This is a genomic window from Cryobacterium sp. M91 (genome assembly GCF_002929615.1).
Taxonomy (GTDB): Bacteria; Actinomycetota; Actinomycetes; order Actinomycetales; family Microbacteriaceae; genus Cryobacterium; species Cryobacterium levicorallinum.
Genome location: NZ_PJJT01000089.1, coordinates 228631 through 243624, shown reverse-complemented (window position 1 = coordinate 243624; position 14994 = coordinate 228631). Strand labels below are relative to the sequence as shown.

The 14994-nt window shown below is 64.3% G+C and carries 15 protein-coding genes and 1 pseudogene; 9 read left to right on the top strand and 7 right to left on the bottom strand.

Annotation, left to right across the window (positions count from 1 at the left end; genetic code table 11):
* Nucleotides 1-28: 28 nt before the first annotated feature.
* On the bottom strand, nucleotides 29-496 hold the full coding sequence (locus CXY80_RS15625; protein ID WP_104133005.1) for an SDR family NAD(P)-dependent oxidoreductase: 468 nt from the start codon (nucleotides 494-496) through the stop codon (nucleotides 29-31).
* 60 nt (nucleotides 497-556) lie between these two features.
* Between CXY80_RS15625 and CXY80_RS15620 the strand changes: the two genes are divergently transcribed.
* Entirely contained in the window at nucleotides 557-1708 is a 1152-nt protein-coding gene (locus tag CXY80_RS15620) for a cation:proton antiporter (RefSeq protein ID WP_104133004.1), read from the top strand.
* On the opposite strand, the gene CXY80_RS15615 is transcribed toward CXY80_RS15620, so the two are convergent.
* On the bottom strand, nucleotides 1705-2106 hold the full coding sequence (locus CXY80_RS15615; RefSeq protein WP_233195416.1) for a DUF3592 domain-containing protein: 402 nt from the start codon (nucleotides 2104-2106) through the stop codon (nucleotides 1705-1707). The genes CXY80_RS15620 and CXY80_RS15615 overlap by 4 nt on opposite strands.
* 80 nt (nucleotides 2107-2186) lie before the next feature.
* Between CXY80_RS15615 and CXY80_RS20480 the strand changes: the two are divergent.
* A pseudogene (locus CXY80_RS20480) lies at nucleotides 2187-2531 on the top strand (LLM class flavin-dependent oxidoreductase); the annotation flags it as partial.
* 94 nt (nucleotides 2532-2625) lie between these two features.
* Here CXY80_RS20480 and CXY80_RS15605 read toward each other — a convergent pair.
* Both CXY80_RS15605 and CXY80_RS15600 read right to left on the bottom strand, forming a co-directional pair.
* On the bottom strand, nucleotides 2626-3309 hold the full coding sequence (locus tag CXY80_RS15605) for a GntR family transcriptional regulator (protein WP_158251678.1): 684 nt from the start codon (nucleotides 3307-3309) through the stop codon (nucleotides 2626-2628).
* A 154-nt stretch (nucleotides 3310-3463) separates the two neighbouring features.
* Nucleotides 3464-5242, bottom strand: coding sequence for a gamma-glutamyltransferase family protein (locus CXY80_RS15600; RefSeq protein ID WP_369828703.1), 1779 nt, complete (start codon nucleotides 5240-5242; stop codon nucleotides 3464-3466).
* 267 nt (nucleotides 5243-5509) lie between these two features.
* On the opposite strand from CXY80_RS15600, the gene CXY80_RS15595 reads away from it, so the two are divergent.
* Both CXY80_RS15595 and CXY80_RS15590 read left to right on the top strand, forming a co-directional pair.
* The gene (locus CXY80_RS15595) at nucleotides 5510-6286 is read left to right on the top strand and encodes a sulfite exporter TauE/SafE family protein (RefSeq protein WP_092447933.1); all 777 of its coding nucleotides are present in this window, start codon (nucleotides 5510-5512) and stop codon (nucleotides 6284-6286) included.
* Nucleotides 6287-6321: 35 nt separating this feature from the next.
* On the top strand, nucleotides 6322-7215 hold the full coding sequence (locus CXY80_RS15590) for an amidohydrolase family protein (protein WP_092447934.1): 894 nt from the start codon (nucleotides 6322-6324) through the stop codon (nucleotides 7213-7215).
* A 21-nt stretch (nucleotides 7216-7236) separates the two neighbouring features.
* On the opposite strand, the gene CXY80_RS15585 is transcribed toward CXY80_RS15590, so the two are convergent.
* The 3 genes from CXY80_RS15585 to CXY80_RS20835 form a co-directional block, all read right to left on the bottom strand.
* Complete coding sequence (locus CXY80_RS15585; protein WP_092447935.1) at nucleotides 7237-7998, bottom strand: SDR family NAD(P)-dependent oxidoreductase; 762 nt, start codon at nucleotides 7996-7998, stop codon at nucleotides 7237-7239.
* A gap of 55 nt (nucleotides 7999-8053) precedes the next feature.
* Nucleotides 8054-9052, bottom strand: coding sequence for an acetamidase/formamidase family protein (locus tag CXY80_RS15580; RefSeq protein WP_104133001.1), 999 nt, complete (start codon nucleotides 9050-9052; stop codon nucleotides 8054-8056).
* Nucleotides 9053-9331: 279 nt separating this feature from the next.
* Nucleotides 9332-9493, bottom strand: a complete 162-nt coding sequence (locus CXY80_RS20835; protein WP_369828707.1) for a hypothetical protein — start codon at nucleotides 9491-9493, stop codon at nucleotides 9332-9334.
* A gap of 161 nt (nucleotides 9494-9654) precedes the next feature.
* Between CXY80_RS20835 and CXY80_RS15570 the strand changes: the two genes are divergently transcribed.
* From CXY80_RS15570 to CXY80_RS15550, 5 genes are all read left to right on the top strand, one after another.
* Nucleotides 9655-10224: a Fic family protein gene (locus CXY80_RS15570; RefSeq protein WP_233195414.1), complete on the top strand. Its 570-nt coding sequence runs from the start codon at nucleotides 9655-9657 to the stop codon at nucleotides 10222-10224.
* Nucleotides 10225-10788: 564 nt separating this feature from the next.
* Nucleotides 10789-12195 carry a DUF6421 family protein gene (locus CXY80_RS15565; RefSeq protein WP_092447938.1) on the top strand — a complete coding sequence of 469 codons (1407 nt, stop codon included), beginning with the start codon at nucleotides 10789-10791 and terminating at the stop codon, nucleotides 12193-12195.
* Nucleotides 12195-12860, top strand: coding sequence for an SDR family NAD(P)-dependent oxidoreductase (locus CXY80_RS15560; RefSeq protein WP_199182281.1), 666 nt, complete (start codon nucleotides 12195-12197; stop codon nucleotides 12858-12860). Before CXY80_RS15565 ends, CXY80_RS15560 begins: the two co-directional genes overlap by 1 nt.
* Nucleotides 12861-12986: 126 nt before the next feature.
* Complete coding sequence (locus tag CXY80_RS15555; RefSeq protein ID WP_104132999.1) at nucleotides 12987-13871, top strand: ABC transporter ATP-binding protein; 885 nt, start codon at nucleotides 12987-12989, stop codon at nucleotides 13869-13871.
* A complete protein-coding gene (locus tag CXY80_RS15550; RefSeq protein WP_092447940.1) occupies nucleotides 13868-14980 on the top strand; it encodes an ABC transporter permease in 1113 nt (370 codons plus the stop codon). The genes CXY80_RS15555 and CXY80_RS15550 overlap by 4 nt, the downstream gene beginning before the upstream one ends.
* Nucleotides 14981-14994 lie beyond the last annotated feature (14 nt).

The following is a 14994-nucleotide window of genomic DNA, read 5'->3' as shown; positions in this document are numbered from 1 at the left end:
CTCAACCTCGAAACCCCCGCCTACCGCCTCAACCAGCTACTTCTCGAAGCAAAAACCCCCGCGTTGCCCTGACCACTTGACTTTGCCCAATCATGGCCGGGAGAAACTCTCGGGTGATGTACATCGGGGCGAGCGCGTTGATCTGCATGGTAGGGCGGGTGTCTGCGCCGTTGTCGTGCTCCCAGAAATATTTGCCACGCACGATTCCGGCGTTGTTGATGACGACGTCGGGGTTGCCGATCTCGGTGCGCACGCGCTGTGCGGTCTGCGCGATGGCGCCGAGATCGGCGATATCCACGACGTACGGCGCGATCCGGGTGAGCCCGTTGGAGCGTTCCGTCAGGATGGCAGCAGTTTGGGCGAGCGCAGCACCGTCGCGGTCCCAGAGGATGACGGCTTTGGCCCCCTCGGCAACGCAGCGTTCGGCATACAGGCGGCCCATGCCGCTGGCTGCTCCGGTTATCAGCACGTGGGCTCCGGCGACGGTTCGACTCATACCCCCATCATGCCGTCTGCAGCAGTACTACGCTCGATCTAGCAATAGGAGGAGGCGCGGATGGACTTTCAAACCCTCGCGATCATCTCCGTGGTCGCGTTGCTCGGGCCACTCCTGGCAATGCCGCGCCGCTGGAATATCCCGGTCGTCATTGGCCAGCTCGCCGCCGGCGTCATCGTCGGTCGAACCGGCTTCGGCCTCATCGAGGCCGCCGACCCCACGCTGACCCTGTTAGCGGATGTCGGATTCGCGTTGATCATGTTCGTGGCCGGCACGCACGTGCCGGTTCGTACCGGCGCGATTCGCGCGGCGCTCTCGGCGGGCCTGGTGCGGGCGATTCTCGTCACGGTCTCGGCGAGCGCCCTCGGCGTGGCCATCGCGATAATGTTCGGAACGAATCATGCACCTCTCTATATAGTGCTGCTGGCTTCCTCGTCGGCCGCGCTCGTGCTGCCGCTCATCCACTCCCTGGGGCTGCGCGGGCGCTCGATGCTCGAACTCACGGCACAGGTTGCGATCGCGGACATCGCGGCCATCGTGGCGCTGCCCCTGGCCATCGACCCGCCGAATGCGGGCCGCGCGGCGCTCGGCGCCGCCCTGATCGCGGCGTTGGCCGTGGCCTTGTACGTCTTGTTGTCCCGTTTGGAACGAAACGGCTCCCGCGCACGGCTGCACAAGCTCTCGGCGAACCGCAAGTTCGCCCTCGAGCTGCGCATCCAACTGGCCATTCTGTTTGCCCTCTCGGCGGTGGCCGTGTTCAGCTATGTCTCGGTCATGCTCGCCGGTTTCGCGTTCGGGCTCGCCGTCGCAGCGGTCGGCGAACCGCGCCGCCTCGCCCGACAGCTCTTCGCCCTCGCCGACGGATTCTTCGGCCCGCTGTTCTTCGTCTGGCTCGGCGCTTCGCTCGCGCTGCGCGACCTGACCGACCACCCGCAGATGATCGCCCTCGGCCTGACACTGGGCCTGGCGACCTTGCTGACCCACGCGACCACCCGGGTGCTGGGCCTGCCCCTGTCATTCGGGCTGCTGTCGGCGGCCCAGCTCGGTATACCGATCGCGGCCGCGACGATCGGTACCCAGCTGCACGTGCTCGCCCCCGGGGAGGCGGCGGCGCTGCTGCTCGGCGCACTCGTTACCATCGCGGTGACCGCGGCGGCGAGCGGATGGGCGCGGCCGCGCGCAGCATCCGCTGCCGAAAAGACGGTCGGTTAGACGAACATCAGCACGATGCCGGTCACGCCGGCGAGCACGCCGATGCCGAGCAAGACCAGGCCGATCAGGCGCAGGCCCTTGCCGTCGAGTTCGGGGTCGTGTGTGCGGCAACGCTCGGGATGGCGGTTGCGAAACCACACGCGCACATCGTCGCCGGGTACCAGGTGGTGCGTCTCGTGGGTGTCGGCCGGGCATTCGTGGACATCGCCGTCGCCATCAAACCAGCGGATGACCGTGGCCGGCCCCGACGCGGCGATCACCGCGGTCGTGCGGGTCCAGCGGCCACTGATGCCGCGCACGGACAAGCCGACAATGTAGAGCAGCGCTCCGATGATGAGGCCGACGAGGGTGAGGATCTCGCTCATGATGCCGGCGAAGTCGAGAGCGTGCACTGTCACCGCCGTCCGTTTATTGTTGTCGTCCTGGCTCCAGAGTAACGTTTGACGCCCCGACCAGGCGGCAGTCTAGGCATGAAACCATGCGATTCGGACTGTTGGTACCCCAGGGCTGGCGACACGATCTGGTCGGAATCGAACCCGCCGAGCAGTGGGCAACCATGAGCGGCCTGGCCACCCACGCCGATGCCGGTGCCTGGGAATCCATTTGGGTCTAAGACCACTTTCATACCGTGCCGGTGCCAAGCAGGCAGGCCATGCACGAGGCGTGGTCGCTGATCTCCGCGTTCGCTGCCACCACGACACGAGTGCACCTCGGCCAGATGTGCACCTGCATGAGCTACCGCAACCCCGGTTACCTGGCCAAAGTGGCCACGACCGCCGATATCATCTCGGGTGGACGCATCGAGCCGATCGTAGCCCTGGGCCATACCAATTCCATGCCGCTTTCGGCCATGCCGTCGCGGGCATCCTGGCTGGGAAAAATCGGCCTGCTGCGCGCTCTTGACAAGGTTGCGCCGACTAATGGGGAAGGCCGGCGCCGTCTACCGTGTCTTGGTGATCACGGATCGTCGCGGCGGTCTGCATGACGTGAGCCATCATGCACACCGCTGCCCGGTCGCCGTCGTGGTCGCGCAGCGCCTCGTAAATCTGGCGGTGCTGATCCCACGAGCCGGCGGCCCGGGTCACGACGACCTGGTAGAAATACCAGCGAATTCGTCGTTGCAGCACCCCCAGCATTCGGGCAATAACCGAGTTGTCGGCGGCCTCCACGACAATATTATGAAACCGGTCGTTGAGCTCCAGCAGGTGCTTAGCGTCCTGGGCCGCGATCGCCGCATCACCATGCCCCAGCAGTTCCTGGAGCCGAGCTAAATCGACGTCTGAAATATTTTCGGCGGCCAACCGTGCGCAGTCGCTTTCCAACAGTGAGCGGGCGTGGAAAACCTCCTGCACTTCCTTGTCACTGGGAGCGTGCACGAAGGCACCCTTCTTGCCCGGCCGATGTTCGACGAAGCCGTCGTGCACGAGCCGTTGAATGGCCTCACGCACCGGGTTTCGGCTCACCCCCAGCTGCTTGGCGACTTCGTCTTCGCGCAGGTGGGAACCCGGTGCGATGACACCGTCGACAATGGATTCTTCCAACACCTCGTAAACCCGTTCGCCCAGGGTTTGCGCAGCTTTCAGTAGGCCGAGAGTGCGCAACTCATCCCCTTTCGACTCCAAGACGTCCCACACTTCAGCTATTCCTCTTCGACCATTCCTGCGTGGCGGACCGCCATCTGCCGCCGTCCGGCGCGCACAACATTTGTTGATTATGCCGCAGTTCTCGGGGCGCCTCGTTCTGTGCCCCGTGCGACTAGCGCCCGACGGCGTAGCCCTGGTTGCCCCGAGGGTTGGCCGCAGCCTTGAGCCAGCCGCCATCGCGCGCCACGGCGCTCACTCGCCCTTCGGACCACGGCTCACCGACCACGACGACGTGACCGCGATCCCGCAGCTCGTCAAGCACGGCCGAATCAAACCGACTCTCCAGATAGACCTCGGCTGGATGCGCATCCCGCGGGAAGAAAGAGTTGGGCATGTGCGTGGAGTGAAAACCGGGGGCATCGATACCCTCCTGCAGATTCATATCGCCGTGCACGAGGTTCAGGAAGTAGTTCAACGACCATTGATCCTGCGCGTCGCCGCCCGGGGTTCCGAACGCGAGCCAGGGCCTGCCGTCGCGCAGGGCGAAGGACGGCGTCAGCGTGGTTCGTGGGCGAGCGCTCGGGCGCAGGGAGTTCGGCAGACCCTCCTGGAGCCAGAACATTTGAGCGCGGGTGCTGAGGCAGAAGCCCAAAGCGGGGATCGTTGGGGACGATTGCATCCAGCCGCCACTGGGCGTGGCCGAGATCATCATTCCGTTGGCATCGACCACGTCGACGTGGCAGGTATCCCCCAGGGTCTCCCCCGATTTGGAGATCGTCGGCTCGCCGGATCCGATCAAATTCTCATATCCGGCTGGAGATGCCGGGTAATGCGGCAGTCGTGCCTGGGCGCCGCCGGGGTTGCCGGGGCGGAGTTCCACGGAGGCCGTGTCGGTGATCAGCAGGCGACGCTGCGCGTTGTATTCCGGGCTGAGCAGAGCCGCCATGGGCACGTCGGTGAAATTCGGGTCGCCGTACCAGGCCTCGCGATCGGCAAAGGCGAGTTTGCAACTCTCCAGGATGGTGTGCACCCAGTCAGCTGAGCCGGGTCCCATCGCGGTCAGATCAAAGCCTTCGAGCAGCGCCAGTTGCTGCAGAAAGACGGGTCCCTGCCCCCAGGGGCCCGTCTTGCAGACGGTGTAGTTGTGATACTCGTAGGTGAGCGGCTGTTCCACCGTGGGCTCCCACCGGGCCAGGTCCTCGGCTGTCAACAGCCCCCGATGACGCTCCCCCGAGGTATCCATCACCTCGTTGTCTGCGCAGAATTCACCGATGGCTTCGGCGACAAAACCTCGGTACCAGCAGTCCCTGGCCGCGCGGATTTGCGCTTCTCGCGACCCGCCGGCAGCTTCGGACTCCGCGACTATCCGGCGCAGGGTCGCGGCCAGCACAGGATTTCGGAAACAGCTTCCGGTCGCGGGCACCTGTCCGCCCGGCAGCCAGGTCGCAGCTGAGGTGGGCCACTCGGTCGTGAACAGTTCCTGCATCGTTTCGATGGCAACGGATACCCGTTTGAGCAGCGGATGCCCCTCCTCGGCATAGTGGATGGCCGGTTCCAGCACCTGGCGCAGCGTCATGGTGCCGTGCAGTTCCAAGAGGAGCGTCCACGCCCCAAAGGCACCCGGCACGACCGCGGGCAGCAGGCCCGTCCCTGGCATCACGTCCAGGCCCAACCCGGTCACGGCCTCGATCGTTGCCGCAGCCGGCGACACGCCCTGACCGCAAATGGTGGATACCTGCTGGTCGATTTCCGACCAGACCAAAATCGGAACCTCGCCACCGGGTCCGTTGAGGTGAGGCTCAACAATTTGCAGCACGAAGCCGGTGGCTACCGCGGCATCGGCGGCATTGCCGCCGCGCTCGAGGATGCTCATTCCGGTGGCCGAGGCGATCCAGTGGGTGGTGGCCACCATACCGACGTTTCCGACGAGTTCAGGACGGGTGGTAAACAAAATTCGTGTCTCCTTGGCTGATGCGCGGTGCGCCATTTTCTGCGGTGACGAGGTGGCAGGCGCTCTGGTGTTCGGGGCTTGTTCCGCCGAGCAGACGCGGCACCTCGGTTCGGCAGTGATCAATCGCAACCGGGCAACGGGCGTGGAACGGGCATCCACTTATTGCTTCGGTTGGACTCGGCAGGTGAAAGGAGTGAAATAGTTCGTCCGTTGTCTGGATACTGTATACGGTATAGAGACAGATCGTCTATGAATAGGACAATAACCATGGAAATTGAGATAGGGCTACTCAATGGCACGATTATCTTCGTGGCGGGGATCGTGGCCGGAATCATCAACGTGGTGGCCGGCGCGGGAACGCTGATCACCTTTCCGACCCTGCTCGCCCTCGGCATCCCCCCGATCACCGCCAATGTGTCGAACACCGTTGGTCTGGTACCAGCCTCCGTCACCGGCGCCTACGGCTACCGTCGAGAACTCCAGGGGCAGTGGCGCGCCGTGGGGCTCATGGCCATCTTCTCCGCCATCGGCGGGATCGTCGGCGGCGTCCTGCTGCTGGTTCTGCCGGCATCCGCATTTTCCATGGTCGTTCCGTACCTGCTGATCCTTGCAGGTGTGCTCTCCGCAATTCAGCCGCGCATCGCGCGATTCGTGCGGCGCAAATCTGCAGCAACCCATGCCGACACCCGCCCGGTGACGATTGGTCTCAGCCTCGGCGTGCTGGCGACGGGCGTGTACGGCGGCTATTTCGGTGCAGCCCAGGGCGTTGTACTTCTCGCCCTCCTCGGGATTCTCTGGTCGACCGACATGCACCGCGCCAACGGGGCCAAGAACGTTTTGGCCGGTGTCGCCAACGTCGTGTCGTCGGTGATCTTTATCTCCAGCGGCACGGTCGACTGGATGATTGTCCTCCTGATCGGCGTGGGCTCAGCCCTCGGCGGCTGGCTCGGTGCCAGAATCGGGCGGCGCCTGCCCGCTCCAGTGCTGCGCACGATTCTCGTGATCGTCGCGCTGACGGCCGCGGCCGTGTTGCTGGTCACGTAGTTACTCCGGTCAGGCAATCTGACACACTGGATGCAATGAGTCTCAGTGACAACGCGGTACCAACCTGGTGGCGGGGGCTCGGCCTGCCCGGGCTGGTCGACCTGCACACCCATTTTCTTCCCGAGCGGATGCTGCGGCGCGTCTGGGCTCACTTCGACGAGATCGAGCCGCTCATCGGTCACCCGTGGCCGATTCACTATCGCGACGACCAGGAGTCGCGACTCGCGACGATTCGCCGACTCGGCGTGCGGCGCTTCACCGCGCTGTCCTATGCGCATCGCCCCGGAATGGCGGCGTCCCTGACCGATTTCTCACTGGACCTCGCGGACGAGCATGCCGACTGCGTTCCGAGTGCCACGTTTTACCCGGAGGATGGCGTGCTCGATCAGGTTCAGTCCGCCCTCGACCGCGGCGCTCGAGTATTCAAAATTCATGTGCAGATCGGGGCTTTTGACCTGCGCGAACCGATCCTCGACCCGGTCTGGGGGCTACTGGCCGACGCAGCGATTCCGGTCGTGATCCATGTCGGCAGCGGGCCGGTTCCTCGACCGGGCATCACCGGGCCGCACACGCTTGCAGGAGTGCTGGTGCGGCATCCGCTGTTGACGGTCGTCGTTGCACACATGGGCGCCCCGGAATACGGCGAGTTTCTCGACCTGGCCGAGCGGTATCCCTGGGTGCACCTCGATACGACGATGGTGTTCACCGACTTTTTCGAGCAGCTCGCGCCCTTCGACCCCGCCCTGCTGTCCCGGCTGGCGGACCTGCCCGACCGTGTGGTGCTCGGCAGCGATTTTCCCAACATTCCGTACCCGTATGCGCACCAGTTGGAGGTGCTCGAACGCCTGCGCGCCCGAGAGCCGCGACTCGACGACGACTGGCTACGCGCGGTCTGCTGGTACAACGGCCTGCGCCTGATCGGCGAGTAGTTCGGTAACGAACTCAGGACGTCAAAATTGGATTCCGCGGGTGAGCGCGCCATCGATCAGCAGGTTCGCGCCCGTTGTTCGGCTCGACACCGGGCTGGATAGAAACACGACGCTCGCTGCAATCTCCTGCGGCGTGCCCATGCGACCGGTCGGGTTGAGCCCTACCGCCTCGGTGAAGAAGTCGGTATCACTGGTCTCGAGGCTCTCCCAGACTCCACCCGCATGGTACGTATTGCCCGGTGAAACCGTATTTGCACGGATTCCTTTCGCTGCAAGCTGGTAGGCGACACCGGCAATGTAACCGATGATGGCCGTCTTCACCGTGCCATACGGGCCGCTCGCGAAGTCCACCTCGCGGCCGGATACGCTCGACAACGCCACTATCGACGGCGCGGTGCTCTGCTCCAGAAATGGGATCGATGCCTTCACGAGGTTGACCGTTCCCATTAGATCGACCTCGATTGAGTCCGTCCAGTTGGCCGCCGTATCTGGAATGGCCAGGGCGCTCACGTTACTCACCACCATGTCGATGCCGCCGAAGCGCTTGGCGGAGTCGGCAACCCATCGCCCCAGAGCCTCGCTGTCGCGTACGTCGAGCACCGTGCCGACGACAGTGGCTGGGCCATTGGCGAATTCGGATTCGGTAGCGGCGACTTCCGCTGCACTGCGGGCACAGAAGGCGACGTTGGCGCCCTCGGCAACGAAGGCATCGACGATCGCGCGCCCGATGCCCTTCGTGCCGCCGGTGACGAGTGCGGTTTTTTGGGCGATGCGCAGATCCAAGGTGGGTCCTTTCGGTGATGCGGGTTCGGAGCGAGTGAGAAAGTCTCGGAACAGGTCAGCGGATGGCGGCCCGCTCGCGCAGGTCGCGGTGCATCCCGTCGAAAGCGTGAACGGTGGGGAATAGCGATTTGCGCACCTTCACGACGACGCTGTAATTGGGGTCGACCACGTTGGCAATGGGTGCCTCGGCGGTCTGGCTAAGCAGTTGGTAGGCATCCATTTCGTGCAGATCGAAGAGCTCGCTGAGCCAGCGGATCATCTCGAGCTGAGCGATCCGCCAGGAATCTTCCATGGGTCGGGACGAGCCGACGATCATCCAGTAGTCGTCGGTTTCCAGGCGCGGCCATAGCGGAGCGCGGCCCTTGATCAGGTCGACCAGAATGACGGAGTTCATTGCACCCTCGACGGCGGTGCCGCAGCTCTCACCCTCGCCCTGCCGGTAGTGACCGTCGCCGATAGAGAATAGAGCGCCCTCAACGTTTACACCTAGAAAGACGGTGGTGCCGGGCTTGATCTCGGGGGTATCCATGTTGCCGCCAAAACGCTCGGGCACGAGGGAGGAGCGCACCTCGCCCCCTGATGGGGCTACTCCCACCGTGCCGAGCATGGGTGCGAGTGGCAGTGCTACCTCAAAATCGCTAAAGCGGGATTGGAAGCCGACGGTGCCAGCCAGCGTATCAACCTCGTAGATCCAAGTAGCTTCAGGCAGCGCCTGTTGCAGCATGGCGGTGCGATCGGTGCTCGTCATGCCGCCAAAGAAGGGGATGGCAGCCGAGGCTCCCCAGCTGCGCGCCGGGGTGAGATCAATGATGTGAATGGCCAGAGTGTCGCCCGGTTCGGCCCCTTCCACGTAGAAGGGGCCGGTCTGCGGGTTGAGGTAGCGAAAGTCGAGCACGTGGCTGGCGACGTCGCTGACGCGCGTCAGTGCGTGGTTGAACGCGTCCTCCGACCAGAGGTTGAGCAGGGTCCCTGGCCGCACCCGGTGGCTGGGCGCCGCGCCGCCGAAGGTGTACACGAACTGGCTGCGATCCGGGCGAAAGTCGAGGGAGTCCATAATGCAGCATATCGCGGCGATATATGCCCACGTCGTCACCATATGCCGATACCTGCATGGCTTGCGTTGGCGGCGGTCAACCTACTTCAATCCGCGGCGGGGAGTAGAAAATCGCTCAGACCGGATGCCCCGCCCACGACGTAATACCCGTCGCCAGCGTCGGTCCCACCCATGAGCACGCCCCGCGCGGCGCGGTAGGCGGCGCGCCGCTCGAGGGTGGTCGGTTGAGTACGTCAATATGATCGAGTGCGTCCCGCACGAGCTCGACATCGGACCGGCTCACAGCGGCACGGCCTCTTTCACTACTCGTTCAGAGAGGTGTTCGCGAAGGCCACTGGCCACGACGTCAACTTTGGTTCCGAGCTGGTCGCCCAGCTCGCGTTCCAATCGAGCCAGCGCGAGCAGTCCCGTTCTTGGCGCAATGTCGGCCTTCAGGTCGATATCGGACTCCGAGGTATCGATGCCGCGGGCAGCACTCCCGAAGACGCGGAGGTTCGTAGCCCCGTGAGCGGCGACCAGAGCGATTATCTTGCTGCGATGCTGCCATCGCTTTGGCCGACGGCTTAAACCTCGACGCCGTTCTCACCATGCACCGTGCTCTGTTGGAGAAGTCGAATCCCCTGATTGTCGGACGCTGGCGGAACGAGCAAGTGTGGATCGGCGGTGGTTCAATTTCTCCGCACAACGCCTCGTTCATTCCCCCGCACCAGGACCGAGTCCCCGAATTCATGGATGACGTAATGAAGTTCGTACGTCGCAGCGATCTCCCTGTGATCGCGCAGGTCGCGATAGCGCATGCTCAGTTCGAAACCATCCATCCCTTCCCCGACGGCAACGGTCGCACCGGGCGCGCCCTAGTGCAGGGGATGCTGCGCGCAGGCGGCGTCACCAAAAACGTGACCGTCCCAGTCTCCGCCGGTCTCCTCGGCGACACCAAGGGCTACTTCAATGCACTTAATGCTTATCGCAATGGGGATGTGCGTCCGATTATCGAGACGATGGCGGAAGCCGCGTTCGCTGCCGTCACAAACGGTCGCAGGCTGGAGAAGGAAATCACGTCGATCACCGCCGGATGGGACGCAACGGTACAAGCGCGCTCGTCGATGCCGGCATCCTGTCTCAGCCGACAGCAGGCCGACGCAATCGCCACTGGCAGGCGACAGAACTACTGAACGCGCTGGACGATTTCGGTGCCCGCGCACGTCGTCAACGCTTGGGAAACTGAGGGCCCCCAGATTTCGCATTACGTGTCGCGCGCGGAACTCACGACTCCCCTCTGGCTTGCTCCGCGCGATAGGACGGGACCTCGAAGGGGTTCTGGGGAAGGGGTGACTCCGGTGAGCTACACAGTAGAAGTCACACGCGAGGGAGGCCGAAACTCGGGCGGTGGTCACCGACACGTCCGAACGCGCCGTCGAACTGGCCGACGCAGGTTATTCGGTTCGCGATATCGGACACCTCCTCGGCATCACAAAGGGCCGCGATTCCCGAATCGTCCCCGGCAGGCGTATCAGAGCCTGAGTATGCACGCTCCACTCCGGTGCACGGTCACGTCGGTATGAAGTGCGCGCACGCGAGCGGAACGTCGATTCTCGGCGTCCAAACCCAGCACGAGCGACGATTTGTTGCGAAAAATAGCAAGAAAACGCCGCTCCGTGACCGATATTCTGAAAGAGCAGCCTTTTCGGTGCGCACGCCCGTCGCGACCGCGGCACTCACGAGAACGGGAGGTTCCCATGTCGATATCTGTTGAAAAAACACACGTAGCTAACGCTCTGGTCGGAGAGCCCGAGGTTCTCGAAGACGGCGTCAATCTCGCGCAGCATCCGTCCTGGCTCGACCTCAAGGCCGCGGCGACCTCGCTGCAGGGCCTGCAGTCGCAGGACGGCTCGATTGCCGACGCCTCGCGGCATGCGGATGCTGACGTCTCCGTTTCGCGCATCACCGCCGCGGTCACCGACCTCGCGCCGCGCTTCACACACGATGCCGCCTATCTTGAAGCCCTGATCGTGGACTTTGACCGTTGGGCCTCCGACGGATTCGGCGTGCCCGACTTCTACGATTCCCTGATGGCTTTTCAGCCGCAGCAGCACCGCATCAACGGGCTGCGCCACCTCGTGGTATTCCCGATGTACACGCAGAACGGCAGCGCCAACCGGCTCGTCGAGGCCGTGCTGATCGAGGTCATCTGGCCGGAATTCATCGGCGAACTTGAGGCCGGCTATACGAACAAACTGTTCGTGCCAATTCGTTTTCTCGATTTCACGCCTGGCTACGACACCAACTCGGCCGTACTCTTTCCCGAGACGGTCGCGATGCGCGAGATTCCGACGTTTACCTGGGGGGCGATTTTCGCCGACCGTGAAGCCGCCCGTTTTCGCCGGGTCGTGCGCGCGGCCGCCGAGATCACGCGGCTCGAGCTGCCGTCCGAGGCTACCGCGCTGCTCGACGACCAGCACCTCACCGAAGAGACCTTCGTGATGTGGGATCTCATCCACGACCGCACGCACATGCGCGGCGACCTGCCGTTCGACCCGTTCATGATCAAGCAGCGCATGCCGTTCTTCTTGTATTCACTCGAAGAACTGCGCTGCGACCTGACCGCCTTTCGCGAGTCGGTCACGATCGAGCGCAGCGAGCTGGCCAGCCCGGAGGCGCGTCGGCACGCGAAACTGGTGCAGTACGCGGTCATCTTCGACCGCATCTTTCGGTTCGCCATCACCGGCAACCGGGTGCGCAACTATGACGGCCTCGGCGGCCAGCTATTGTTCGCCTGGATGCACCAGCACGGTGTTCTGCACTGGACCGACACCCGCCTCACCTTCGATTGGGACGCCGTTCCCGAGGTGGTCATCGCACTCGGAGCGCAGGTCGACGAGCTGTACTGGGCGTCGATCGACCGACCGAAGAAGGCGCACTGGCTCGCGGCCTACGAGATGATCTCGAAGACCCTCACTCCGAATCCGGCGTCGACCTGGGCCCGCGGCCTGCCGCTCGAGGTGCTCGCCGGCGCCCCGAAGGGCTACACCGACCAGGTTCTCGACGACGAATTTCCGCTGTCGATGTTCTTCGAAGCGCTGGAAAAGAAGATGCGCACGGTCATCGACTCGACGGCCGGTATCACCGCCAGCGCGGTCGACTGATGGGTGCCAGTCTGGCCGTCGCTGGCCGAACCGTGCTCATCGCCGGGGCGACCAGCACGGCCGGCCTGGCCGTCGCCTCGTCACTAGCGGATGCCGGCGCGCGCGTCGTCGCCGTCGGCTCCAATCTCGCCCGCCTCCAGTCCGTGCTCGCGGTCGCGCCCGAGGCCGCGCTCTACGAGTGCGACCTCACTGACTTTGCCGCCGTGACTGCCCTAGCCGGCGCGATCGGCCCGATCGACGGGCTCATTCACCTCGTGGGCGGCTGGCGCGGCGGCGGCGGTTTGGCCGGTCAGACCGACGAGGATTGGGAATTTCTGCACTCGCACGTGGTCACTACGCTGCGCAACACCACCCGGGCGTTCAACGCCGACCTGCTGGCCGCGTCGGCCGGGCGGCTCGCCATTGTGTCGAGCGTGTCGGTAGACCGACCGACCGCTGGCGGCGCAAATTATGCGGCCGCGAAGTCCGCGGCCGAAACCTGGGTGCGCGCGGTCGGCCAGGGGTTTGCGAAAGCGGGCGACACCGCCGCGGCTGCGATCTTCGTCGTGCGCTCGCTCGACGGGCTCGAAACAGAGCTGGCTACCCGGGTGACGGGTTTGTGGGAGGAGGCGGCGGCATCCGTCAATAACAGTCGGGTCCTGCTCAAGGCCGACACCGAAACCTAATGCTGTGAAACACAAGCCGCGCTGCCGAAACCGGCGCACGCGCCGGCCGGTGGATGTGTCGGCCGGTGGATGTGTCGCGCCGGCCGCCCGCGCTACCGTGAAGTCAGGCACAACGAAGGGGCGGGCATGCTCGACATTCGGGGAGTCACCAAGAGCTACGGAACCCGGCAGGTGCTCAGTGACGTGAGTTTCACCGTCGGGGACGGCCGCATGACCGGCTTCGTCGGCGCGAACGGGGCCGGCAAGACCACGACGATGCGCATCATTCTCGGTGTGTTGTCGCCCGACTCGGGCACCGTGCTCATCGACGGGGTTCCGGTTACGGCGAGTGATCGCCGCCGGTTCGGCTACATGCCCGAGGAGCGTGGCCTCTACCCGAAAATGAAGGTCGCCGAGCAACTCGTCTACCTGGCCCGCTTGCACGGGCTGTCACCGGCATCCGCTCGCCGCAACACGACCAATCTGCTGGAGCAGCTCGGCCTCGGCGAACGGGCCGGCGATACCGTCGAGTCACTGTCGCTCGGCAACCAGCAGCGCGCCCAGATCGCCGCCGCGCTCGTGCACGACCCCGAGTTTCTCGTGCTCGACGAGCCGTTTTCCGGCCTTGACCCACTCGCCGTCGAGGTGGTCATGAGCGTTCTCGCGGGTTACGCGGCGCAGGGCGCGCCCGTGCTGTTCTCGTCGCACCAGCTTGACATCGTCGAACGGCTCTGCAACGACCTCGTCATCATCGCCGAGGGTGAAATTCGCGCCAATGGCTCCGGCGAGGCCTTGCGCGACCAACACGGTCGCCCCCGGTATGAGATTCGTACCGCGGGCAACATCAGCTGGATCCGTTCGCAGCCCGGCATCACCGTCGTCGACTTCGACGGCGATTACGCCGAATTCGAGGCAGAAACGGATGCCGCCAGCCAGGCGGTCCTGCAGCACGCGATCACGCTCGGCGCGGTTCACACCTTCAGCCAGCAGAGACCCAGTCTCGCCACCATCTTCAAGGAGGTCATCGCATGAGCAACGCCACCCGCCCGCTGCACACCGCGCCCACCTTCGCCCAGGGTGTCTGGCTGGTTTCCAACCGCGAGATCGCGGCGCGGTTGCGCAGCAAATCGTTTCTGATCGCGACCGGCATTTTGCTGTTCATCTCGATGGGCTCCGTCATCGTCGGCAGCATTATGAGCCAGAACACCAGCCTGACCAAGGTCGCCGTGGTCGGCACCGCGATCAGCGTCGTCGAGCAGACGCAAGCCTTCGACATCGTGGAAGCATCCAGTGCCGAAGACGCCGAGGCGCTCGTGCGCGATGGCACGGTCGATGCGGCCGTTGTGCCGTCGACGAATCCCGCTTCCTTGCTTGGCATCACCGTGATCGCGCTCGATTCGGCGCCGGGCGAGGTTCTCGGCGCGCTCAGCGTGAACCCCGAACTTGCGATTCTCGAACCGGCCGAGCAGGACGGTTTTCTTGCGTACCTCGTGGCGATCGGCTTTGGAATCATCTTTCTCATGTCCGCGACAACCTTTGGCGCCACGATCGCGCAGAGCGTCGTCGAAGAGAAGCAGACCCGCATCGTGGAGATTCTCCTGTCAACGATTTCGGTGCGGGCCCTGCTCGCCGGAAAGGTGCTCGGCAACAGCCTGATGGCGTTCGCGCAGATCGTCTCGATCGGCTTGTTGGTCTCGATCGGTCTGGCGGTGACCGGGCAGCGGGTGCTGCTGGCCGACGTCGGCCCGGCGATCGTGTGGTTCGCCGTGTTCTTCGCCTTCGGCTTCGTGCTGCTCGCCGCCCTCTACGCGGCCACGGCATCAATGGTGTCCCGGCAGGAAGACGTGGGATCAGCGACCTCGCCGGTGTTGTTCCTCGTCATGATCCCGTATTTCATGGTGGTTTTCTTCAACGACAACCCACTCGTGCTGGCAATCATGTCGTACGTGCCGTTCTCAGCGCCGGTCGGGATGCCGGTGCGCATCTTCCTGGGCCAGGCCGAATGGTGGGAGCCGGTGCTCTCGCTCGTCGTGCTCGCCCTGTCGACGATGGTGGTGATTCTGATCGGGTCGCGCATCTACTCGAACGCGCTGCTGCGTATGGGCTCCCGCGTCTCCCTGCGCGAGGCTCTGCACAAGTAGCGGCATCCACTTCG